Below are 23,739 nucleotides of genomic sequence, written 5' to 3' on the forward strand. Positions count from 1 at the left end.
TTATTGATAGCCTTCAGCCTGCAGTGTGAACAGTTGGGCATATAATTTATTGTTTTCCATTAACTCATTATGCGTTCCTGATTCTAAGATCTTACCTTCTTGTAAGACTAAAATGCGGTCTGCCTGTCTCACAGTGCTAAATCTATGAGAAATTATTACACTAGTTTTATCTTTTATTAATCCTATAAACCGTTCAAAAACTTCGCTTTCGGCCTTGGCGTCCAGCGCCGATGTGGGCTCGTCCAGAATCATAACTTCAGCATTTTTCATGTAAGCCCGCGCCAATGCGATTTTTTGCCATTGTCCTCCGGATAGTTCCTGACCTTTGGCAAATCGTTTTCCCAGTTGTTGTTCGTAGCCATACTTTAATTCAGAAACAACTTCGTCAGCCAAACTTAATTCAGCCGCTTTTTGTATTCGTTCGGAATCATTAATTTCATCAATTTTTCCGATGGCAATATTTTCTTTCACTGAAAATTCATACTTGAAAAAATCCTGAAAAAGGACTCCAAAATATTCCTGATAATTGGCCTTATTATATCGATTTATATTAATGCCGTCAAGCAAAATTTCACCCGATGTTGGCTCGTAAAACCGAAGCAGTAATTTGGTCAATGTTGTTTTTCCGGCACCATTCTGCCCAACAAATGCTATTTTTTCTCCTGCTTTTATAATAAAACTAATATCTTTTACTATTTGATTATCAGATTCCGGATAAGCAAAATAGACGTTTTTAAATTCAAATCCGGTTTTAATTTTTTCTGGCAACGGAACTTCCTTTTCATTTTTATATTCGGATGGAATGTCAAGAAAATCAAAATAATCTTTCAGATATAAAGAGCTTTCGGATATCCGAGTAAATTTCGAAAAAAAATCTCGCAGACTACTCATTAAACGATTGAAACTCCCGGATAAAAAAGTTAATTCACCAAGTGTAATTCCACCTGAAAGTACCCTGTAAATTATAAAAACATACGCTGCATAATAACTAATTGATCCTAAAACATTAAATAAAAACCCATAACTGGAACGTTTTACAACGAGCGATTTATTTAATTTAAAATAGCGCGTCGCAAGGGTTTCAAATCTTTCGACCAGAAAGCTAGTTAATCCAAAAAGCTTAATTTCCTTTGCCGTTTTATCATTGGCGCCAATAAATCTAAGGTAATCCAATTCCCTTCTTTCGGAAGTCCAGCTTCTAGCAAGCGAATATTGTTGTTGGCTGAAACGGACTTCATTAATAAAAGACGGAAAAATGCTTAAAACTAATAACACAATCAAATAAGGTTCAAAATAAATCAAACCTATCACAAGCGAAAAGATAGAAATAGTAGTTTGCGCCTGACCTAAAACATTCGACATTAAATCGACACGACCAGCCGTTTGCGTTCTTGCGCGGTCAAGCTTGTCGTAAAATTCAGAATTTTCCAGCAGACTAATATCGATTTCATTAGTCTTTTTGATGATTTTAATCGAACTATTGATATTGTACTGATCTCCAAGAATTCCATCGGTAAGTGAAATTGCCCGACCTACCAAATCAGATAATACTACAAGTATAAACTCTATTGCCACAGAATTCCAAAGCGTAGAATAATCCTTTTCGCCGTGTGTTGTAATTTGGATGATGGCATCAAAAATGAGTTTTCCAACCCATAAAATTGCAACGGGCAACAAAGCCGCAACGATTCTGCAAAAAGCTGATGTCAAGAATAACGTTTTGTTAGTACGCCAAATTTCTTTGAAAAAGCGGGGTATAAAAAAAAGCGAATCAAAAGAAGATTTTAATCCAATTTTTTGATCGTTTAAAGATTTGGGTTGAGTCCGCGCCATTTTAAAGCATTCCCAATTCTAATTTTGCTTCTTCACTCATTAAATCTTTGCTCCAAGGTGGATCAAAAGTAATTTCTACTTCAGCGTCTTTTACATTCTCTAATGATTTTACTTTTTCCTCCACTTCTCGTGGTAAACTTTCTGCAACCGGGCAGTTTGGTGATGTGAGCGTCATCAGGATTTTTACTTCAAAATCCGTATTGACCATCACGTCGTAAATTAATCCTAATTCGTAAATATCGACAGGAATCTCCGGATCGTAAATAGTCTTTAATATTTTTACGATTGATTCTCCTAATTCGGCAGTGTCTATTTCTTGTGTCATAATTTTTATTATTTTATTACTCGTAAATAACTGATATTAATGTAATTGTATCAAATAGGGAAGCTATTTTAATAACTCCAAAATCAGTGTTTGAAAATATAATATCAGGAGTAATTTTATTATTGTACTTTTTGTCTAAAGTAACTAAATTGGTTTGAAAACCTTTGTTTGTTTGAAAAGTGTACGTTCCTATACTTTTATCGTCACTTGTAAAGTTGATCTTTTTTAATTGTGAGTCAAACGATTTTGTATAATTCGTTTTGGGATAGTTAGTATGTATTTTTTTTTCATTGTAATTTACAACGACATTGAATATAAACGCATTGTAATTACCTCCAAAATATTTTTTAAAAGTTTCGTTTAATGCGTTATTTCCTCTCGTAAAAAATAGTTTTGTTTTATTCTTTTTTAAATCATAGGTTCCTTCTATCGTATGAGTTGTATGATATAAATTATTTTGTAGTATTTTTTTATCTTCGTTATTAAAACTTTTAATTTCAAGAAATCCAATAATTTTTGTCGAATCAGACGGACTTATTACCTTTAAAAATTTTAATTTTGGATATTCAGCTTTAAGTAATAATGTGTCTGCGTACACTTTGTCATCTTCAATAAAAAAGTTCGATTTTTGTTCATAAACAAATTTGATTTTTGAATATGTTCCTGGCAATGTTGTTTGTGAGAAAACTATATTGCATGCTAAAATCAACACTGTTAAAAATATTTTTTTCATACGAATAATTAAATTAGTTCTGCGTGCTGAATGCCAAAGCATACATTTTTATATTTTTTATCATCGATACTAATCCGTTGGCGCGTGTTGGAGATAAGTGTTCTTTCAAACCGATTTCATCAATGAAATTCAGATCGGCTGCCAGAATATCAGATGCTTTTTGATTGGAAAAAGTACGAATTAATATCGCAATAATTCCTTTAGTCAAAATGGCATCACTGTCAGCAGTGAAAATAATTTTATCATCCGTTTGCTCTCCTTGCAACCACACTTTGGACTGGCAACCTTTGATAATGTTGTTTTCAGTTTTATATTCTTCTTTGATTAAAGGGAGTTTTTTTCCTAATTCGATGATGTATTCGTACCGCTCCATCCAGTCGTCAAACATGGAGAACTCATCAACAATTTCATCTTGTATTTCTTTAATTTTCATACTCTGCTGAATTTATTTCAGTTTTATTTTTTAGCTAATGATGTTATCATATTTACGAATTTCTTTATTTCTTTTGGTGGAAAACCGTGATCAAAACTAGTGCTTTCATAGGCTTTCTCTTTAATGGTAATTTTCAGTTTGGCGATAGCTGCACCATCATGAAAACGTTTTTCGCTGGGTGCTTTGAGCTGAGACAAGCTATCCAATTTCACTGTTGTAAAACAAGTCACTAATTCTTTCCAGTCGGCATCCGATAATTTTTTTGGTACCGGTTTATCCTTTCCCTCTCTATCTTTCGAAATCATCAGCATCTGATTTTTTACCGTTATCTTTTGATAGAAACCTCTGGTATTAGCCGTGTATTCTATAACTGCGGTTTCAATTTCTTGCGCTTTAACACCATCGCAACCGTTTCCCAAAAAAATAGTCAGAAATAATAATGATAGGATTTTCATGTATTGATGATTTTAATTTTTTTAAGATAACATGAGTTGCGCTTTTTTAATAGCTGCAACCATTACATCAATTTCTTCTTTGGTGTTATAAAAGGCAAAAGATGCTCTTATTGTTCCCGGAATTTTAAAGAAATCCATGATGGGTTGCGCGCAATGGTGGCCGGTTCTTACAGCTATTCCTAATTTGTCAATTATGGTGCCAATATCATACGGATGAATACCTTCAATATTAAACGAAATTACCGAAGTTTTTTCTTTGGCGGTGCCAAAAATTTTCAAACCCTCAATTTCCAATAATCGTTTAGTTCCGTATTCTAATAATTCCTTTTCTTGCTGTTGAATGTTGTCAAATCCAACTTCATTCATATAGTCAACAGCAGTTCCCAGAACAATTCCTCCTGCAATATTTGGTGTTCCAGCTTCAAATTTATGAGGCAACTCAGCATAAGTAGTTTTCTCGAAAGTCACTTCCTTAATCATTTCGCCTCCACCTTGATACGGCGGTAATTTATTCAACCAAGCTTCTTTTCCGTATAAAATTCCAGTTCCTGTTGGACCGCATATTTTGTGTCCTGAAAAAACATAAAAATCACAATCTAATTCCTGAACATCTGGTTTTAAATGCGGAACGGCTTGCGCTCCATCAATCAAAATTGCCGCGCCAACTTCATGTGCTTTGTCGATCATATATTTAATGGGATTGACAGTTCCAAGAGCATTCGAAATTTGATTTACCGTTACAACTTTTGTTTTATCCGAAAGTAATGTGTCATATTCGGACATGATTAATTCGCCATCTTCATTCATTGGAATTACGCGTAAAGTGGCTCCGGTTTTCTCGCACAACATTTGCCAAGGCACAATATTGCTGTGGTGTTCCAATGCCGAAACTAAAACTTCATCGCCTGGTTTCAAAATGGAAGCAAATCCATTGGCAACTAAATTAATTCCATGTGTTGTTCCCGAAGTAAAAAGAACTTCGTGGGCAAATTTTGCATTGATGTGATTTTGAAGTTTACCGCGTGAAATCTCGTATGCATCAGTTGCTAGTTGACTTAATGTGTGAACGCCACGATGAATATTAGCGTTGATTTCCTGATAATATTTTGCAATCGCATCAATCACCACCTGTGGTTTTTGCGAAGTGGCTCCGTTGTCGAAATAAACCAACGGTTTTCCGTTTACTTTTTGCGAAAGAATTGGAAAGTCGGCTCTTATTTTATTAATGTCTAACATGTGTCTGCTTTTTTTAATGTTTTATTGGTTTGAAAGAACGCCAATACTAAACATTTTTTTAGAGATACTAATTTGAAATTAGCCTTTCATTATTTAGAATTTTTCTAAATACAAAAGTAGTGAAATTGGAATTAATTTTTGGCAAACACTTGTTAATAAAAGTTATTACTAGTTACAATTTAGAAAAATATAATACGACTTCAAACCTTACTTTTTGGTAAATCGGAAGATTTTATGAAATAATTTCTCTTTATAAATTTAACCATTGATAAATTAAGAAAAATTAAGTGGTAAATCTTAATGAAACTTAATTTCTTAATGGTTTAAATAAAAAATATTTGTTCATAAAAAAATCATTTTTCAGTATTCCTAAGTGTTTCAAAAATGTGATTCTTTTTTATTAAATTGCTTCAAATTAATTCTCTATGAAAAAATTCTTCAAGCTCATTGGTTTTGTTTCTTTTATCGGAATCTTTTATTTGGGGTTCACTACTTATCCAAAACTGGATTTAATTTCTGGCTTTTCAGCCAAAAGTATGGCTTCAGGTCATTTTATTGACAATCGTTCGCCGGAAATGATTGCAAAAGGCGACAATGACATTGATATGATTGATTTGGCCAGAAACCAAATTGAAGAAGTGGGAAAGTTTGCTACTGCTTCTGTTTATGGTTTGAAGGAACGAAAAGCGATTTACCGCGAAGGTTTGGGAGCCACTTTAATCAACGATAATTTTGATGTTTCAAAACCGTATTTGGTTCCCAAAAGAACAAAATTGAACAACAACTTACCTTTTCCGTATGGAAATAATGAACCCAAAGACAGCGTTTTTAGTAACGTTGATTATATTAAATTGAATGCGGCTGTAGCGAATGCTTTTGACACAAAAGGGCAAATCAAAAAAAGAACGCGTTCCCTTTTAGTAATTTATAAAGACAAAATCATTGCTGAAAAGTACGATACTGGTTTTGATAAAAATAGTAAATTATTAGGTTGGTCCATGACCAAAAGTATTACTAGCACCATGTTTGGAATCCTCCAAAAACAGGGAAAATATGATATTGATAAACCCGCTCCGATAGCCGAATGGAAAAATGACGAACGCAAAATTATAACTACCAATGATTTATTGCACATGAATTCCGGTTTGGAATGGGAAGAACAATACGATAAAATTTGCGATGCTACCCAAATGCTTTTTCAAGCCGAAGATATGACTCGGGTGCAACTAGAAAAACCGGCGGCATTTAAACCAAATACGCATTGGAATTATTCTTCGGGAACAACGAATTTGCTTTCCGGGATTTTGCGAAAACAGTTCAAAACCCATCAAGAGTATTTAGATTTTTGGTATTCGGCTTTAATTGATAAAATAGGAATGAATTCTATGGTGATCGAAACAGATATGACGGGGAATTATGTAGGTTCGTCCTACGGTTGGGCTACAACACGCGATTGGTCAAAATTTGGCTTGTTGTATTTGCACAAAGGTAATTGGAACGGAGAACAAATTTTCAACGAAAATTGGGTAAAATATACCGCAACTCCTACTAATACTTCGAATGGAAGATACGGTGCACACTTTTGGCTCAATGCCGGCGGACATTTTCCTGATGTGCCACGAGATATGTATTACTGCAGCGGTTTTCAAGGTCAGATGGTAGCAATTGTTCCGTCACTTGATTTAGTGATTGTACGAATGGGTTTAACCGAAGAACCTGAATTTGATTTTAATGGAATGTTGAAAGGTATTGTTGGGAGTTTGAAGAAATAATTGAATAAAAAACCCTTTAAAAGTTTTAAACTCTGAAAGGGTTGCTTGAAAACTTGTACTTAGTATTTATTATAAATCAAATCCCATTTTCACGCCTAATTTTGTAGCAATAATTTTGGTAATACGTTGTTTTAATTCGGGTATTTTAATGCTTTCGATAACCGCATTAGAGAACGCATACATCAATAGCGCTTTGGCTTCTTTTTGTGGAATTCCGCGTTGTTGCATGTAAAACATTGCTGTTTCATCAAGCTGACCAATAGTGCAACCGTGCGAACATTTTACATCATCAGCAAAAATTTCTAACTGCGGTTTTGCATTAATTGTTGCTTTATCACTCAATAAAATGTTGTTGCTTTTTTGAAATGCATTTGTTTTTTGAGCTTCTCGTTCTACAAAAATTTTCCCGTTAAAAACGCCCGTTGAACGATCAGAGAATATGCCTTTGTAATCCTGATGGCTTTCGCAGTTTGGCGTAGCATGTTGAACTAGTGTGTAATGATCTACATGTTGCTTATCGCCAATAATCGTAATTCCGTTGAGGTAACTAACAATTCGTTCTCCAGCATGGAAAAAATTCAGGTTGTTTCTGGTTAGGTTTCCACCAAAACTGAACGTATTTACAGCTACACTGCTTTCCTCTTGTTGTGAAACATAAGTGTTATCGATCAAGTTAGCGGTAAGGGTATCATTTTGAATTTTATAAAAATCAACTACCGCACGTTTCTGAGCAAAAATCTCTGTAACAGAATTGGTTAATACCGGATTTTCGTTTAAACTCTGATGACGTTCGATGATTTGAACGTTTGCATTTTCGCCTACAATCACTAAGTTTCTTGGTTGTACCATTAGCGCAGCTTCATTACCGGTAGAGAAATACATGATTTCAATTGGTCTGTCAGCCACTTTACTTTTCGGGATATTGATGTACGCTCCTTCATTGGCGAAAGCCGTATTCAAAGAGGTCAAACTTTCTTCCTTATTTGTAATTTGATTGAAATAAGCATCAATAATTGTCTTATATTTTGGCTTGTTTAATGCTGACGAAAGCAAACATACGTCAATTCCTTCGTGCGTGGTAGCCGAAAGATGGGAACTAAAAACACCATCAATAAAGACTACTTTGTAGCTGTCAATTTCATGTAAAAAATATTTTTTCACATCAGAATACTGCACAGTATTTTCTTGTTTCGGAAAAACTGTAAAATCATTTTTTAGAATAGCATTAAGGGATGTATATTTCCAAGCTTCTTCTTTTTTGGTAGGGAAACCTTTATTCTCAAAGTTTTTTAGTGCTGCTGTACGTACATCATGAAGTTCTGCATGAACATCGATTCGCTCTTCAAAAGCCATAAAAGAAGAGATTAATTTTTCTTTTAATTCCATTTTTATTTAAGTCTTAAAGTCGAAAGTCAAATGTCTTAAAGTCGGGATAAGCATAAAATAGTTGATTGAACTATTCTTGACTCTCGACTTTTGACTTTTAAACTTTACGACTAGATTCTAAGTATTTAATAAAATCACTTAACGATTTTGATATTTCTGTTACTGATTCTAAAAGTTTTTCAAATTCTTTTTTAATAATATAATTCAAGTCAAATGCTAGATATAATTGAGAACGAACTTCTCCGGCAGAAGCTTTTGCAACATATAAAAAGTAAATAAACTCTTTATCTGTATTTCTCTCAAATCACTCAGCGATATTTGACGATATAGAAATTGATGCCCGTCTAATTTGTCTCGTGAAATCAAAGTCTTTTTTGAAATTTGTATTTTCAGTAATGAGGTAAATTCTTTTATTAAAAACTCTTGCTCTTTGCCAAGAATTAAATTTTTCCATTCACTTTTTCTTTTGACTTTATGACCTTAGACTTCAGGCTGTTTTAATTTTAAGCTTCTTGTTCTTGTTTGATCCAATCATATCCTTTTTCCTCTAGCTCGTGTGCCAGTTCTTTTCCACCGGATTTTACAATTTTTCCGTTGTATAAAACGTGAACAAAATCAGGAACTATGTAATCTAGCAAACGCTGGTAATGCGTAATAACTACGATAGCATTTTTATCGCTTTTAAGTTTATTAACACCATTAGCAACAATACGCAAGGCATCGATATCCAATCCAGAATCAGTTTCATCAAGAATAGCTAATTTTGGTTCGAGCATTGCCATTTGGAAAATTTCGTTTCGTTTTTTCTCTCCTCCAGAAAAACCTTCATTTAGAGAACGAGACAAAAACTTACGGTCTATTTCTAATAATTCTGATTTCTCACGAATCACTTTCAGCATTTCGTTAGCCGGCATTTCCTCCAGACCATTTGCTTTGCGTGTTTCATTGATGGCTGTTCTCATGAAGTTTGTTACCGAAACTCCTGGGATTTCCACTGGATATTGGAAAGAAAGAAATACACCTTTGTGTGCTCTTTCCTCAGGTGCTAATTCCGAAAGGTCTTCTCCATCTAAGGAAATTTCACCTTCGGTTACTTCGTAGTTTTCGTTTCCGGCAATGATTGAGGCAAGCGTACTTTTCCCAGCACCGTTTGGTCCCATTATCGCGTGAATTTCTCCTGCTTTTACTTCAAGGTTTATCCCTTTTAATATTTCTTTATCCCCAATAGAGGCGTGAAGGTTTTTTATACTTAACATTTATTTCTTTAATTTTAAAAGGATTTAAATTCTCTTTTATTCTAAAATACTATTGATGTGTTCTTGGTCTTTTATTGTTTGATAGGACAAATGCTTTTCTCCTAAATATTTTATTCCTAAATAGTCCGCTGATAATCGAAAGGGTAAATAAAAATCATAATCCAATTGATCTTCATCAGAATTTGAAATCACAAACATATTCTTACCTTTTAATTTTCGACCTAATTCTTTTTTAATTCTGATTAAATCAGAAAAGCGGTCAAAAAATACTTTCATGATTCCACTCATTGCATACCAGTAAACAGGTGTTGCAAAAACGAGCGTATCGTATTTTTTAATAATTGAAGTTATTAAAGGCAAAAAATCATCGGTGCTATTTTCACTTTTATAATCATAATATGAAATAGAATAATTTCTTAAATCAATAACATCAGCATTTATTTGTATGGAAATTTTATCAACTATTTTTGAAGTATTTCCATTGCTTCTGGAAGAACCGACAATAATAACTTTCTTGTTTTCCATATTCAAATTATCCAACACTACCCTCAAGCGAAATTTCTAATAATTTTTGTGCTTCTACCGCAAATTCCATTGGTAATTTATTCAAAACCTCTTTGCTGAATCCATTTACGATAAGCGCAATGGCTTTTTCTGTAGGAATTCCGCGTTGGTTGCAATAAAAAACTTGATCTTCGCCAATTTTACTCGTTGTAGCTTCGTGTTCTATTTTTGCAGTTGGATTTTTACTTTCGATGTAAGGAAACGTATGTGCGCCGCAGTTATTTCCCATTAATAAGGAATCACATTGCGAAAAATTCCTTGCGTTATCTGCATTAGGAGAAATGCGTACTAGTCCGCGGTAGCTATTTTGTGATCTTCCAGCAGAAATTCCTTTAGAAATAATCGTTGATTTAGTGTTTTTCCCTAAATGGATCATTTTGGTTCCCGTATCAGCTTGTTGGAAATTATTGGTTACCGCAATCGAATAAAATTCACCAGTTGAATTATCACCTTTTAAAACCACTGATGGGTATTTCCAGGTAATAGCAGAGCCTGTTTCTACTTGTGTCCAAGATATTTTTGCGTTTTTCTCGCAAATCCCTCTTTTGGTCACAAAGTTATACACACCACCTTTACCTTCTTTATTTCCTGGATACCAGTTTTGTACGGTTGAATATTTTATTTCGGCATCGTCTAATGCAATTAATTCTACAACCGCAGCGTGTAATTGATTTTCATCCCTACTTGGAGCCGTACAGCCTTCTAAGTATGACACATAACTGCCTTCGTCAGCAACTAATAGTGTTCTTTCAAATTGTCCAGTTCCAGCTTGATTGATTCTAAAATAAGTAGAAAGTTCCATAGGGCAACGAACGCCTTTTGGAATATAACAGAAAGATCCATCAGAGAAAACAGCCGAGTTTAATGCCGCATAATAGTTATCTTTTTGTGGAATTACTGTTCCTAAATACTTGCGTACTAATTCTGGATGCTCCTTAATCGCTTCAGAAATACTCATAAAAATAATTCCTTTCTCGCCCAATGTTTTCTTGAAAGTAGTAGCTACAGAAACCGAATCGACTACGATATCCATCGCCACATTATTCATCATTTTTTGTTCATCAACGGAGATGCCTAACTTTTTATACATTTCTAAAAGTTCCGGATCTACATCGTCTAGGGTTTTATTAGGGTCAACTGCTTTTGGAGCGGAATAATAGGAAATAGCCTGAAAATCAGGTTTGGTATAACGTACATTGGCCCATTCCGGTTCAATCATTTGCTCCCAAGCACGAAAAGCCTCAAGACGCCAATCGGTCATCCATTGCGGTTCTCCTTTTTTGTGCGAAATAGCACGAACGATATCTTCGTTTAAACCAATAGGAAACGTCTCGGCCTCCAGCTCAGTATAAAATCCGTATTCGTATTCTTTATTTTCGAGTTCGATTTTTAAGTCGTCTTCTGTATATTTTGACATAATTTTTGTCTTAAAGTTTTAAAGTACAAAGTCTCGAAGTCATTACAAGTCTTTCGACTTTATGACTTTTGACATTCGACTATAATGAAAATGATTCCCCGCAACCACAAGTTCTATTGGCGTTTGGGTTATTAAAAATAAACCCTTTTCCATTAATTCCTCCTGAGAATTCTAATATTGTTCCGGCTAAGTACAGAAAAGATTTTTTTTCGATAGCAATAGTTATATCATTATCTACAAAAATTTTATCATCTTCACTTTTTGTTTTGTCAAATTTTAAATCGTAGGACAATCCAGAACATCCGCCGCTTTTCACACCTACTCTTACATAGTCGTTTGTAGCGTCAAAACCATCATCTTTCATTAAATCGATGATTTTTTTCCTTGCAGTGTCAGAAACTTTTATCATAGCTTATATTGATTTTGTCTAAATTAAGTACAAAGATAGTGTATAATATGTTTTTTTTGCAACCGATAACATTTTTATAACGAATGCAAAAATAGAAAAAAGCTATGCGAATCTAAAAGTAGCATTTGAATTTCCTAACTTTGAAATCTTTCAAAAAACAAAAAATAATGAAATTATATTCTATAGAAACTGGAAATTTTAAATTAGATGGAGGCGCAATGTTTGGCGTGGTACCAAAAACGATTTGGAACAAAACTAATCCTGCTGATGCAAACAACTTAATAGACATTGCAGCACGTTGCTTATTAATCGAAGATGGTAACCAATTGATTTTAATAGATACTGGAATGGGAAACAAACAGTCCGAAAAATTCTATGGGTATTATTCACTTTGGGGAACTCATTCTATGGATAAATCTTTAGCAAAATACGGTTTTCATCGGGATGATGTGACGAATGTTTTTATGACACATCTGCATTTTGACCACTGCGGTGGGAGTGTACAATGGAATAAAAACAAGACGGGCTACGAACCAGCATTTAAAAACGCAAAATTCTGGACCAACGAAAATCACTGGCAATGGGCTACAAAACCAAACGTTAGAGAGAAAGCATCCTTTTTATCGGAAAATATTTTGCCCATGCAGGAAAGTGGCCAATTGCATTTTATCCAAAGACCTGAAAGCGATTTTCTTGAAAAATCAGAACTGGGTTTTGGAATTTTCTTTGCTGATGGACATACTGAAAAACAAATGATTCCACGTTTGAAATATCAGGATAAAACAATTGTTTTTTGCGCTGATTTATTGGCCACAGCAGGACATATTCCCGTTCCATATGTAATGGGCTATGATACCAGGCCTTTACTCACTATGCCTGAAAAGGCAAAGTTTCTGCAAGAGGCTGCCGATAATAATCACTACTTATTTTTAGAACATGATGCCCACAATGAAATCATTACAGTACAAAATACCGAAAAAGGAGTCCGGTTGAAGGAGGTTTACACATGCAAACAAATCTTAACATAGTGTTAATCACAACTATTTCTGCAACAAAATCAACTATTTTAGACTAATATTTAAAAAAATTAATAAAAACAAACTAATGAATACCATCAAACCCATTTACATCTCAGCTTTTGCTTTTTTAGCATTTTTAGGATGTGGAACAGCAAAACAAGTACCTGGTGCCAGTATGTCAAGTTTTACTGCAATAACAGCTCCTTTAAATATTAAGAAAAAAGCACCACTTGCTGAAAACGATTTGAAACGTTGGAGTCACCTAGACATCGTAACAGATACCATTCCTGGAATGAGCGTTGACAGAGCATACACTGAATTGCTAAAAGGGAAAAAAGGGGTGCCCGTTATTGTAGGAATTGTAGATTCTGGGGTAGATATTGAACACGAAGATTTAAAATCAGTGCTTTGGACCAATGCCAAAGAAATTGCTGGAAATGGAATTGACGATGACAAAAACGGTTACATTGATGACATGCACGGATGGAATTTCTTGGGAGACATTACTAAGGAAAATTTGGAATACGAAAGAATCATCAAGGATAAATCACTGGTAGATGAAAAGACATACCAAGAAGCTAAGGCTTTAAATGATAAAAAAGTCGCTGAGGCATCTACAGTAAAAGAAAGATCTACAAAAATGATTGAAACACTAGCATCAAGTGATGCCGCTGTTGCCAAGTATTTAGGTAAAGTTGTATATACTGTTGCAGAGGTAAATGTAATTGATACTCAAGATCAAGACTTGCTTAAAAGTAAGGCTACAATGCTACAAATGTTAGGGTATGGCCTACCAATTGCCGAACTTAAAGTAGCGGTTCAAAAACAAAAAGACGCTCAAGATGCTCTTATTAATGGTGACAATCTTAAAACGGATTACCGTAAAGTGGTGGGTGATAATCCTAACGATATTACCGATACTAAATACGGTAATAATAATGTAATGGGTCCGGACAAAAACGAAATTTTGCACGGAACGCACGTTGCAGGAATTGTGGCTCAGTCTAGATATAACAATCTAGGTGGAGATGGAGTTGCTAACAACGTTCAAATTTTAACCGTACGTGCCGTACCAGATGGAGATGAGTACGATAAAGACATTGCATTAGGAATTCGTTATGCTGTTGATAACGGTGCCAAAGTAATTAATGGAAGCTTTGGAAAAAGTTTTTCTCCACACGCACAATGGGTGTATGACGCTATCAAATATGCCGAGAAAAAAGATGTTTTAATCGTTCACGCGGCAGGAAATGATGCCAAAGACATCGATTATGCGGAGAATTTTCCAAATGATTCTGAGGATAAAGTAAAAGAATTTGCGGATAATGTAATTACAATTGGAGCATTAAATTTTGAATACGGAGATAAAGTTGTGGCTCGTTTTTCAAACATCGGGAAACTAAATGTAGATGTTTTTGCGCCGGGAGTAAAAATCTATGCAACCACACCAAACAACGAATACCAATATTTACAAGGTACATCAATGGCTGCGCCAAACACTGCTGGAGTTGCTGCTTTGATTCGTTCTTATTATCCGAAATTGACAGCTAAGCAAGTAAAATATATTTTAATGGATTCTGGTGTTGCTATTTCAACTGATGTTATCGTAGGTGGAAAAGCAAGTGATACGCGTGCTTTTTCTACTCTGTCTAAATCCGGGAAAATAGTAAATGCATACAACGCTTTACTGATGGCTGAAAAAATATCTAAAAAATAACAATTCAAATATTCATCAATGGAAGAGCACTTTGTTCTTCCATTTTTATTTTTATCCTATATGAAAAAACTACTTTTATTATCTTTTTTTACTTTAAGTTTTGCAAATCTGTTTGCTCAAAGCTCTTCTTATTGGCAGCAGCATGTTGACTACAAAATGGATGTTACCATGGATGTTAAGACTTATGAGTACAAAGGAAAGCAGGAATTGGTTTATACCAATAATTCTCCTGATACTTTGAGAAAAGTATATTATCACCTTTATAATAATGCTTTCCAGCCAGGAAGCGAAATGGATGCCAGAATTCAAAGTATTAAGGACCCTGATGCCAGAATGGTTAACAAAATAAATGCGGGGATTAATGAGGTGAAACAAAGTCGAATCAAAACCTTGAAACCTAATGAAACGGGGTATTTGAATATCACTAATTTCACACAAGACGGAGTTAATGCTGCTTTTAAAGCTGTTGGAACAATTCTCGAAGTTACTTTGGTTAAGCCAATACTTCCCAATTCTAAAACCACTTTTAAATTAGATTTTGATGGTCAAGTTCCAATTCAAATACGTCGCTCCGGTCGAAATAATGCCGAAGGCGTAGCATTATCAATGGCACAATGGTACCCAAAAATTGCCGAATTCGATTTTGAAGGTTGGCATGCAGATCCATATATCGCCAGAGAATTTCATGGTGTTTGGGGAAATTTTGACGTGAATATTACCATCGATGCAGCATACGTTTTAGGCGGTACGGGTTATTTGCAAAACAAAAATGAAATTGGTCACGGATATCAAGATCCGGGCGTTGTCGTGACCCTTCCAAAGGGAATTAAAACGTTGACATGGCACTTTAATGCACCAATGGTTCATGATTTTACTTGGGCAGCTGACAAAGAGTATATTCACGACGTAGTGAAAGGTCCGAACAATGTCGACTTGCATTTCTTGTATAAAAACAATCCAAAATATATCCAAAACTGGAAAAATTTACAGCCAAAAACAGTGCAGTTAATGGCGTTTTACAATAAAACAGTTGGAGATTATCCGTACAAACAATATTCTGTGATTCAAGGCGGCGATGGCGGAATGGAATATGCGATGTGTACGCTAATTTTAGGACAAGGAAGTTTTGAAGGATTATTAGGAGTAACCGCTCACGAAATGGCACACTCTTGGTTCCAGCATGTATTGGCTTCCAATGAATCAAAACACGGATGGATGGACGAAGGTTTTACTTCATTTCTGGAAGATTTAGGAATGAATGAAATTGCAGATAAAAAAGTAGAAAATCCATTCACAGGAGCCTATGCTGGATATTTTTCAATGGTAAATTCAGGCAAAGAATTGCCACAAACCACACATGCAGATCGTTTTGACGAAAACAGAGTGTATAGCATCACTTCGTATAGCAAAGGAGAACTTTTCCTGACACAATTAATGTATTTGATAGGGAAAGAAAATTTGATGAAAACCTTAAAAAAGTATTACAGCGATTTTAAATTCAAACATCCTACGCCAAACGATATCAAAAGATCTGCCGAAAGAATTACTGGAGCAAATCTGGATTGGTTTTTGACGGATTGGACACAAACCACCAACACTATTGATTACGGTATCAGAGAACCGAGAGACATTGGTGAAAAAACGATTGTAACATTAGAAAGAATAGGCAGAATGCCAATGCCAATTGATTTGTTAGTGGAATATACAGATGGAACAATGGAGAGTTTTTACATTCCGTTGCGTATGATGAGTTTTGAAAAAGAAAATCCAAATCCCGCCATAAAAAGAACGGTTCTTGGTGATTGGGCATGGGCGTATCCTACAATGGAATTCATGATTGCGAAACCAAAAAACGCCATTAAGAAAATTACCATCGATCCGAGCAGCTTAATGGCTGACATCAAGAAAGAAAACAATACCTACGAATTAAAGTAATATTTAAAAGCCCTGAAAAGGGCTTTTTTTATGCAATCTAGTCAGGTGTTGCTATTGAAAGTCACATTCTGAATTTAAAATATTCGGCCAAAGGATGTTTCTTATTTTTCAACATTTTAGAAACGAGTTCCATTCTAGTAACTGAAAATGTGATGCCATTTCCGCCAAAGCCCAAAACAAAATAAGCACTTTTGAAATTAGGATGCTTGCAAATATAAGGTAAGCCGTATTTAGTCTCGCCAACGGTTCCTGCCCAGACAAAATCCATTCTGAAATTATAATCGGGTAAAATTTTCTTCAGATATTTAGTCAACTTAACTGACTTGTCGTTGAGTAAGGAATCTCTTTTTTCAGCATTTACAAAATCTTCATCCTCTCCGCCAATAAGTAATCGATTATCATCTGTGGTTCGCATATACATGTAAGGTTCTGCCGTATTCCAAAATAGAGTGCCGTTAAGATGTGATTGTTCGTCTTCAAACCGTTCTCCCACTATTGCGTAAGTAAAAAGTAATTTTACAAACTTGTTTTTAATGATTTCGGTACTTTCAAAACCGTTGCAGTAAATTATTTTTTTACCGGTAATGGTAGTGCCATGTTCTGTTAGAACGCTCACGCCATTTTGTTTGTAAGTGACTATTTTGATATCCGTTTTATCAAAGATTTTCAATCCTTTTTCATGATTGTACGCCAGAATATCGTGGGCTAATTGGAAAGCACCTATACTGCCGCCTTGTTCCGAAAAGATTCCACTATAAGAATGTTTGATGTGAAATTTTTTATAAATTTCATCGGCTTCGAGTCATTTCACAAGCATTTCATTTTTTTTTGCACCTCGAATTCTTTTTTTAACCAGCCAACGTCTTTCTTTACAGCGGCAAAATAGAGCGATTCTTTTTTCTTGAATCCACAATCAGATTTTACCTGTTGCACGATTTTCTTCAAATCATCAATCGATTTATAACACGCCCAATAACTTTCTATGGTGGCTTTTTTACCAATAAAATCAATGAGGTGGTGCAAAGGCACGTCAATCTCATATTGCAACATGGATGTCTTCGCCGATGTACTTCCGTGACGAATTTCTCTACGGTCCATCAGCACGGTTTTGTGACCGTCTTCCATACATTGATGGGCGATAAGGCTGCCCATTATTCCACCGACTACGATTAAAATTTCTGTGTCCAAATTTTCTCTTAATGACGGAGGATTGGAGTTGACTATTCCATTTTTCACCAACCAAAAAGGCTCGCTTGATGTAAGTTTCATGGCGCTGCCGTTTTTATCAAATTTAAAGAAAATATCTTTTTAATATGATGCTTAAAATAAAACATAATTTCAAAAAAAGCGGGTTTCAAAAAACTAGATTTTCACCTTGATTTTTTAAAACCCTAATTCTATATAAGTAAAAGCCTTATGCTTTTTCGACACTCAAATTTTTCAGCATATCTTTAGTCATGCTTTCCAGATCAAATTCATGTTTCCATCCCCAATCGTTTCTGGCTTCAGTATCATCAATACTTGCTGGCCAACTATCGGCTATTTTTTGACGGAAGTCCGGTTCATAAGTAACTGTAAATTCAGGAATATGTTTCTTGATTTCGGCAGCAATCTCCGTCGGCGTAAAGCTCATTGCAGCCAAATTATACGAAGAATGAATTTTTATTTGCTCTGCCGGCGCTTGCATAATTTGAATGGTCGCCGCAATCGCATCGTCCATGTACATCATCGGCATTTTAGTTTCTGAGGATAAAAAACATTCGTAAGTTTTATCCGAAAGTGCTTTGTGAAAAATGTCTACCGCATAATCCGTAGTTCCGCCACCAGGAGGCGATGACCAGCTAATTAGACCCGGATAACGAATGCTTCTCACATCTACACCAAAAATATTATGGTAATATTCACACCATCTTTCTCCGGCTTGTTTGCTGATTCCATACACCGTTGAAGGTTCCATTATCGTATATTGTGGCGTATTTTCTTTAGGAGTTGTTGGTCCAAAAACCGCAATACTCGAAGGCCAGAATATTTTTTTTATTTTTCCGGCTTTCGCCAAATTCAAAACATGAAACAACGAATTCATATTTAAATCCCAAGCAAAAGCGGGGTTTTTCTCGGCTGTAGCCGATAATAATGCGGCCATCAAATACACCTCGTCAATTTGATGCAATTCCACTAAATGTTCAATTTGATTGAAATCTAAGGCGTTCACGACTTCAAATGGACCGGAATTCACGACATCAATATTTAGCTTTCGGATATCCGAAGCAATTACATTTTCTGTTCCATATATTTTTCGTAGTTTTTGGGTAAGTTCCGTTCCTATTTGGCCACAAGCGCCAATAATCAATATTTTTGTACTCATTTTTGTCTGTTTTGAAAAACAAAGATAACGTTTTCGCAAATAATATGACTTTGATGAAAATTATTATAAAAATCTTAAAATAGTGTTTAAAAAAACACTTAATTTCCTAATTTTTGATGTTTTTAAACATAAAAATCAGTGTAGCGATATTAGATTGTTATTCCAATACAGGAATTCATTATTGTAAATTTACTTTGTAACTTTGTGCTTTAATGAAATTAAAAATGAAATACAATTTTGCTGTTTTCTTTTCGCTGATTTTTCTTTTATTGTCCTGTAAAAATGACAATGAAAAACGCTTGGTAGAAAATAAGAAAGAAATTCAAAAAAGAGAAGTTATATTTAAAAACATACAGAAAGGTTGGGTTTTGTATGACACGCCAGTAACGGAGGCTGCTGAAAAAAGCATCGCATCGTGGAACGAATGGCGTATATTTTTGGCTGAATTAGCGCAAAAGCCTAAAAAAACTATTGGAGCTTTTCAACAAAAATCGAAAGCGCTTTCTAAAAAAGCGATGGCTTTAAACGATAATATTCCTTATGAATACAACAAACCTCAAATAAAAAGCAGAATCTCGACTTTGATTACTAAAGTTAGATTATTGGATTTATTCATTCATTTGGATAACATTCCGGATAAAAAAGTCACCTTATTAGTTTCAGAAATCAACTTGGAATTGGTTTCACTTCAAAGACAAATGGACAAAATTGTGGAAAAAAGTAAAATCCCTATTGAGGAAGGTGAATCTGAATTAAGGAGAATGATGGACACGGCAAGAGCCATTCCCAACACACCAGTTATAGATCCAAATATCCCACGCGTTGAGTAAAAAAGTCTTATATAACACCTATGATAATGCGCCAAAAACACAGCAAATAGTTGCTCGTTTATTGGAAAATAATCAAGTAAAAATGCAGCTGTCGGGACTTTTGGGTTCTGCAGTTTCGTTTGTAATTCGTTCTGTTTTTAAACAATCGGAACTTCCTTTTTTAATTGTTTTCAATAATAAAGAAGAAGCCGCATACTATTTGAACGATTTGGAACAAATGATTGGCGAACAAGATGTGCTCTTTTATCCCGGTTCGTATCGTCGTCCGTACCAAATTGAAGAAACCGATAATGCAAATGTTTTGCTTCGCGCCGAAGTCCTTAACAGAATCAATTCCCGCAAAAAACCGGCCGTTATTGTCACCTATCCCGAAGCACTTTTCGAGAAAGTAGTGACCCGAAAAGAATTGGATAAAAACACGTTGAAAGTTGCCGTTGGTGACAAAATTTCAATTGATTTTATCAACGAAGTTTTGTTCGAATACGAATTCAAAAGAGTTGATTTCATTACGGAACCCGGAGAATTTTCAGTTCGTGGAGGAATTGTCGATGTGTTTTCTTTTTCGAATGATAATCCGTACCGAATTGAGTTTTTTGGAGACGAAGTGGAGAGCATTCGTACCTTCGATGTAGCGACGCAATTGTCAATCGTAACACAAAAAAAGATTACTATAATCCCAAATGTGGAAAATAAAGTTTTTCAGGAAAACAGAGAAAGTTTCTTGGATTATATTTCGGAGAAAACGGTAATTTTCATTCAGAATACCGAAGATTTTTTATCACAATTGGATAAACAATTTGGCAAAGCCGAAGAAGCTTTTGCAAAATTGTCGCAGGAAATAAAACGGTCCACACCGGAACAATTATTCTTAAATCAAGCGGAATTTATAAAAAGAGCGTTGGATTTCTCGATTGTGGAATTGAGTTCGAAGGCTATTTTTAGAACCACCAAAAAATTTGAATTTCACATTCAGCCGCAACCGTCATTCAACAAGCAGTTTGATTTGTTGCTGAATAATCTGAATGAAAATCATTTTAACGGTTACAAAAATTATTTGTTTTGTTCAAATGACGCCCAAGCGAAACGATTTCATGATATTTTCGAAACTTTGGATGAGGCCAATTCTGAGAATATCCGAAAGCAATACAACACGATTGTTTTGCCTTTGTACCAAGGATTTATTGACGAAGAAAATCAAATAACCTGTTACACCGACCATCAAATTTTTGAACGCTACCATAAATTCAGCATCAAAAATGGCTATTCAAAAAAACAGAATATTACTTTAAAAGAACTTACGACACTTTCGGTTGGTGATTATGTGACGCACATCGATCACGGAATTGGGCGTTTTGGAGGTTTGCAAAAAATACAGGTTGAAGGCAAAACTCAAGAAGCCATCAAGCTCGTGTATGCCGATAATGATATTGTGTATGTGAGCATTCATTCGCTACATAAAATTTCAAAATACAACGGAAAAGACGGAACGCCACCCAAAATTTATAAATTAGGTTCGAATGCTTGGAAGATTTTAAAACAAAAAACCAAAGCAAGAGTCAAACATATTGCCTTCAATTTGATTCAATTATATGCCAAAAGAAGGCTCGAAAAAGGATTTCAGTTTGCACCAGACAGTTATTTGCAAAACGAACTGGAAAGCTCGTTTATCTATGAAGATACACCGGACCAAACCAAATCTACGGCAGAAGTTAAAGCCGATATGGAAAGCGACCGTCCGATGGATCGCTTGGTTTGTGGTGATGTAGGTTTTGGAAAAACCGAAGTTGCCATTCGTGCGGCTTTCAAAGCAGTCGATAATAGCAAACAAGTGGCGATTCTTGTTCCTACAACTATTTTGGCATACCAGCATTACAGAACTTTTACAGAACGATTGAAAGATATGCCAGTTTCTGTTGGTTATTTGAACCGTTTTAGAACGGCCAAACAAAAAGCGGAAACTTTAAAACAATTGGCCGAAGGAAAACTCGATATTGTGATTGGAACACACCAATTGGTCAACAAAAATGTAATTTTCAAAGACCTTGGATTGTTGATTGTGGATGAGGAACAAAAATTTGGGGTCAATGTAAAAGACAAGCTCAAAACCATAGCTGCAAATGTCGACACGCTGACTTTGACCGCAACGCCAATACCACGAACGTTACAGTTTTCGTTGATGGCAGCTCGTGATTTGTCGGTAATTACAACTCCTCCACCTAATCGTTATCCTATAGAAACGAATGTGGTCGGTTTCAGTGAAGAGCTGATTCGGGACGCGATTTCGTATGAGATTCAACGTAACGGACAAGTATTTTTCATCAATAACAGAATTGAAAATATTAAAGAAGTAGCAGGAATGATTCAGCGTTTGGTTCCTAATGCCAGAGTGGGAATTGGTCACGGCCAAATGGAAGGTAGAAAACTGGAAGAGTTGATGTTAGCTTTTATGAACGGGGAATTCGACGTTTTAGTTGCTACAACTATTATTGAAAGTGGATTAGATGTGCCGAATGCGAATACTATTTTTATCAATAATGCGAATAATTTCGGATTGTCTGATTTGCATCAAATGCGCGGTCGGGTAGGACGTAGTAATAAGAAAGCGTTTTGTTATTTTATTTGTCCGCCATACTCTGCGATGACGGATGATGCCAGAAAACGAATTCAGGCTTTGGAACAATTCAGCGAACTCGGAAGTGGATTTAATATTGCGATGAAAGATTTGGAGATTCGTGGTGCCGGAGATTTATTGGGAGGAGAGCAAAGTGGTTTCATTAACGAAATCGGTTTTGATACGTACCAAAAAATCATGAACGAAGCCATTGATGAACTGAAAGAAAATGAATTTAAGGATTTGTATCCGGAGGAAAACAATTTGGAAACCAAAGAATATGTAAAAGACTTGCAAATTGACACTGATTTTGAGTTGTTGTTTTCGGATGAATACATCAATAATGTTTCGGAACGATTGAGTTTGTACAATGAATTGGGCGGTATTAAAAACGAAGAAGAACTCATTATTTTTCAGAATAAATTAATAGACCGTTTTGGTCCAATGCCAGCGCGTGCCAAAGCGTTAATGAATAGTATACGTATCAAATGGATTGCAACCCGTATTGGAATCGAAAAATTAGTAATGAAACAAGGCAAAATGATTGGTTATTTTATTTCAGATCAACAATCCGATTATTATCAATCTAAACGTTTTCAGGATGTGTTACAGTTTGTGCAAAAACACAGTGCTATTTGTAAAATGAAAGAGAAGCAAACGCCAGCTGGATTAAGACTTTTGTTGACTTTTGACAATGTGAAAAATACTAGAACAGCATTGGAATTGATGGAGATGTTGGGTGGGGAATAAGACATTTTTAAATTGGATTCTGATTTACATTTAATTCAATTTTTTTTATCAAAACGAAATAGATTTAAGATTAATTTATCTTTTAATATCTGAAAATAAAATAGTTAGTTAAATTTTAGGGTTTGTTTTTTTAACACAATCAAAAGAAATAACTTTGTTAAACTAAAATTTTAAGTTATGAATTTAGCCATTAGAAAATATAATTTTATTCAAGAGTTGACTACGATAGACGAAAGTTTATTAGAAAAACTTGAAATTATTTTAAAAAGTAGTAAAAAAAATTGGTTCACTGATTTAAATTCAGAAGAAAAACAGGAAATTGAAATCGGTTTAAAACAAGCAGAAAACGACGAATTTATTAGTCATGAAACCGTAATGAATAGATTTTCTAAATGGCGTTAAAGATCAAATGGACGCCACAATCCGATAAAGGGTTTGGCGGTGGTTATTGAATATTTGGCGGCACAATGGACTTTTAGAGAAATTTTGCAATTGGAAGAAAACATCAACCAAGTTACCAATCAGATTAGTCTTTTCCCTGACTTATATCCAAAATCTGAAACCTGTAAAAATCTTCACAAAGCAACAGTAGATAAAAATAACTACTTGGTATATCGAGTAGATTATAAAAAATCAAGCATTGAAATAATTAATTTTAGAGGAACTAAACAAAAACCGAAATATTAGAAAACC

General features: G+C 34.8%; 22 protein-coding genes and 1 pseudogene. 8 read left to right on the forward strand and 15 right to left on the reverse strand.

Translation table 11 applies throughout. The features are described 5' to 3' along the window. From ACP7AQ_RS02590 to ACP7AQ_RS02615, 6 genes are read right to left on the reverse strand one after another with little or no spacing between them, the layout of a single operon-like run. Entirely contained in the window at positions 1–1,833 is a 1,833-nt protein-coding gene (locus ACP7AQ_RS02590; RefSeq protein WP_426094270.1) for an ABC transporter ATP-binding protein, read from the reverse strand. A gap of 1 nt (position 1,834) precedes the next feature. Continuing rightward, complete coding sequence (locus ACP7AQ_RS02595; protein WP_091203405.1) at positions 1,835–2,158, reverse strand: SUF system Fe-S cluster assembly protein; 324 nt, start codon at positions 2,156–2,158, stop codon at positions 1,835–1,837. Between the two features lie 16 nt (positions 2,159–2,174). Beyond that, on the reverse strand, positions 2,175–2,891 hold the full coding sequence (locus ACP7AQ_RS02600; protein ID WP_426094271.1) for a hypothetical protein: 717 nt from the start codon (positions 2,889–2,891) through the stop codon (positions 2,175–2,177). A gap of 13 nt (positions 2,892–2,904) precedes the next feature. Then, positions 2,905–3,324, reverse strand: coding sequence for a SufE family protein (locus tag ACP7AQ_RS02605; RefSeq protein ID WP_426062396.1), 420 nt, complete (start codon positions 3,322–3,324; stop codon positions 2,905–2,907). 23 nt (positions 3,325–3,347) lie between these two features. After that, entirely contained in the window at positions 3,348–3,779 is a 432-nt protein-coding gene (locus ACP7AQ_RS02610) for a hypothetical protein (protein WP_426094272.1), read from the reverse strand. Positions 3,780–3,800: 21 nt separating this feature from the next. Continuing rightward, positions 3,801–5,015, reverse strand: a complete 1,215-nt coding sequence (locus tag ACP7AQ_RS02615) for an aminotransferase class V-fold PLP-dependent enzyme (RefSeq protein WP_426094273.1) — start codon at positions 5,013–5,015, stop codon at positions 3,801–3,803. A gap of 425 nt (positions 5,016–5,440) precedes the next feature. Here ACP7AQ_RS02615 and ACP7AQ_RS02620 point away from each other — a divergent pair, with 425 nt between their 5' ends. Then, positions 5,441–6,787 carry a serine hydrolase domain-containing protein gene (locus ACP7AQ_RS02620; RefSeq protein WP_426094274.1) on the forward strand — a complete coding sequence of 449 codons (1,347 nt, stop codon included), beginning with the start codon at positions 5,441–5,443 and terminating at the stop codon, positions 6,785–6,787. Positions 6,788–6,856: 69 nt separating this feature from the next. Here ACP7AQ_RS02620 and sufD read toward each other — a convergent pair whose 3' ends face one another. The 6 genes and pseudogenes from sufD to ACP7AQ_RS02650 all read right to left on the reverse strand — a co-directional run bounded on the left by sufD (position 6,857) and on the right by ACP7AQ_RS02650 (position 11,819). Continuing rightward, entirely contained in the window at positions 6,857–8,173 is a 1,317-nt protein-coding gene (gene sufD / locus ACP7AQ_RS02625; RefSeq protein ID WP_426094275.1) for a Fe-S cluster assembly protein SufD, read from the reverse strand. A 97-nt stretch (positions 8,174–8,270) separates the two neighbouring features. Next, a pseudogene (locus ACP7AQ_RS02630) lies at positions 8,271–8,627 on the reverse strand (four helix bundle protein). A gap of 49 nt (positions 8,628–8,676) precedes the next feature. Beyond that, entirely contained in the window at positions 8,677–9,429 is a 753-nt protein-coding gene (gene sufC / locus ACP7AQ_RS02635; protein WP_426094276.1) for a Fe-S cluster assembly ATPase SufC, read from the reverse strand. Between the two features lie 36 nt (positions 9,430–9,465). Beyond that, a complete protein-coding gene (locus ACP7AQ_RS02640) occupies positions 9,466–9,954 on the reverse strand; it encodes a flavodoxin family protein (RefSeq protein WP_426094277.1) in 489 nt (162 codons plus the stop codon). A 7-nt stretch (positions 9,955–9,961) separates the two neighbouring features. Beyond that, the gene (gene sufB, locus ACP7AQ_RS02645; RefSeq protein WP_426094278.1) at positions 9,962–11,410 is read right to left on the reverse strand and encodes a Fe-S cluster assembly protein SufB; all 1,449 of its coding nucleotides are present in this window, start codon (positions 11,408–11,410) and stop codon (positions 9,962–9,964) included. 79 nt (positions 11,411–11,489) lie between these two features. After that, entirely contained in the window at positions 11,490–11,819 is a 330-nt protein-coding gene (locus ACP7AQ_RS02650; RefSeq protein ID WP_426094279.1) for a HesB/IscA family protein, read from the reverse strand. Positions 11,820–11,986: 167 nt separating this feature from the next. Between ACP7AQ_RS02650 and ACP7AQ_RS02655 the strand changes: the two genes are divergently transcribed. The 3 genes from ACP7AQ_RS02655 (at position 11,987) to ACP7AQ_RS02665 (ending at position 16,490) form a co-directional block, all read left to right on the forward strand. Then, a complete protein-coding gene (locus tag ACP7AQ_RS02655) occupies positions 11,987–12,847 on the forward strand; it encodes an MBL fold metallo-hydrolase (RefSeq protein WP_426094280.1) in 861 nt (286 codons plus the stop codon). 76 nt (positions 12,848–12,923) lie between these two features. Beyond that, positions 12,924–14,555 carry a S8 family peptidase gene (locus ACP7AQ_RS02660; RefSeq protein ID WP_426094281.1) on the forward strand — a complete coding sequence of 544 codons (1,632 nt, stop codon included), beginning with the start codon at positions 12,924–12,926 and terminating at the stop codon, positions 14,553–14,555. 60 nt (positions 14,556–14,615) lie between these two features. Next, positions 14,616–16,490 carry a M1 family metallopeptidase gene (locus ACP7AQ_RS02665; RefSeq protein WP_426094302.1) on the forward strand — a complete coding sequence of 625 codons (1,875 nt, stop codon included), beginning with the start codon at positions 14,616–14,618 and terminating at the stop codon, positions 16,488–16,490. Between the two features lie 61 nt (positions 16,491–16,551). Here ACP7AQ_RS02665 and ACP7AQ_RS02670 read toward each other — a convergent pair whose 3' ends face one another. The 3 genes from ACP7AQ_RS02670 to ACP7AQ_RS02680 form a co-directional block, all read right to left on the reverse strand. After that, positions 16,552–17,277: an NAD(P)/FAD-dependent oxidoreductase gene (locus ACP7AQ_RS02670; protein ID WP_426094303.1), complete on the reverse strand. Its 726-nt coding sequence runs from the start codon at positions 17,275–17,277 to the stop codon at positions 16,552–16,554. Between the two features lie 20 nt (positions 17,278–17,297). After that, positions 17,298–17,759 (reverse strand): FAD-dependent oxidoreductase, encoded by a 462-nt coding sequence (locus ACP7AQ_RS02675; RefSeq protein ID WP_426094282.1) that lies wholly within the window; start codon positions 17,757–17,759, stop codon positions 17,298–17,300. A gap of 145 nt (positions 17,760–17,904) precedes the next feature. Further along, a complete protein-coding gene (locus ACP7AQ_RS02680; RefSeq protein ID WP_426094283.1) occupies positions 17,905–18,855 on the reverse strand; it encodes an L-threonine 3-dehydrogenase in 951 nt (316 codons plus the stop codon). 224 nt (positions 18,856–19,079) lie between these two features. Here ACP7AQ_RS02680 and ACP7AQ_RS02685 point away from each other — a divergent pair, with 224 nt between their 5' ends. The 4 genes from ACP7AQ_RS02685 to ACP7AQ_RS02700 all read left to right on the forward strand — a co-directional run bounded on the left by ACP7AQ_RS02685 (position 19,080) and on the right by ACP7AQ_RS02700 (position 23,733). Then, positions 19,080–19,685, forward strand: coding sequence for a hypothetical protein (locus ACP7AQ_RS02685; protein WP_426090641.1), 606 nt, complete (start codon positions 19,080–19,082; stop codon positions 19,683–19,685). Beyond that, positions 19,678–23,046 carry a transcription-repair coupling factor gene (gene mfd / locus ACP7AQ_RS02690; protein WP_426094284.1) on the forward strand — a complete coding sequence of 1,123 codons (3,369 nt, stop codon included), beginning with the start codon at positions 19,678–19,680 and terminating at the stop codon, positions 23,044–23,046. Before ACP7AQ_RS02685 ends, mfd begins: the two co-directional genes overlap by 8 nt. A gap of 177 nt (positions 23,047–23,223) precedes the next feature. Then, positions 23,224–23,448 carry a hypothetical protein gene (locus ACP7AQ_RS02695; RefSeq protein ID WP_426094285.1) on the forward strand — a complete coding sequence of 75 codons (225 nt, stop codon included), beginning with the start codon at positions 23,224–23,226 and terminating at the stop codon, positions 23,446–23,448. 39 nt (positions 23,449–23,487) lie between these two features. Next, the gene (locus tag ACP7AQ_RS02700) at positions 23,488–23,733 is read left to right on the forward strand and encodes a type II toxin-antitoxin system RelE/ParE family toxin (protein ID WP_426090644.1); all 246 of its coding nucleotides are present in this window, start codon (positions 23,488–23,490) and stop codon (positions 23,731–23,733) included. The last annotated feature ends 6 nt before the right edge of the window (positions 23,734–23,739 follow it).

This window comes from Flavobacterium sp. DSR2-3-3, assembly GCF_049896585.1.
Taxonomy (GTDB): Bacteria; Bacteroidota; Bacteroidia; order Flavobacteriales; family Flavobacteriaceae; genus Flavobacterium.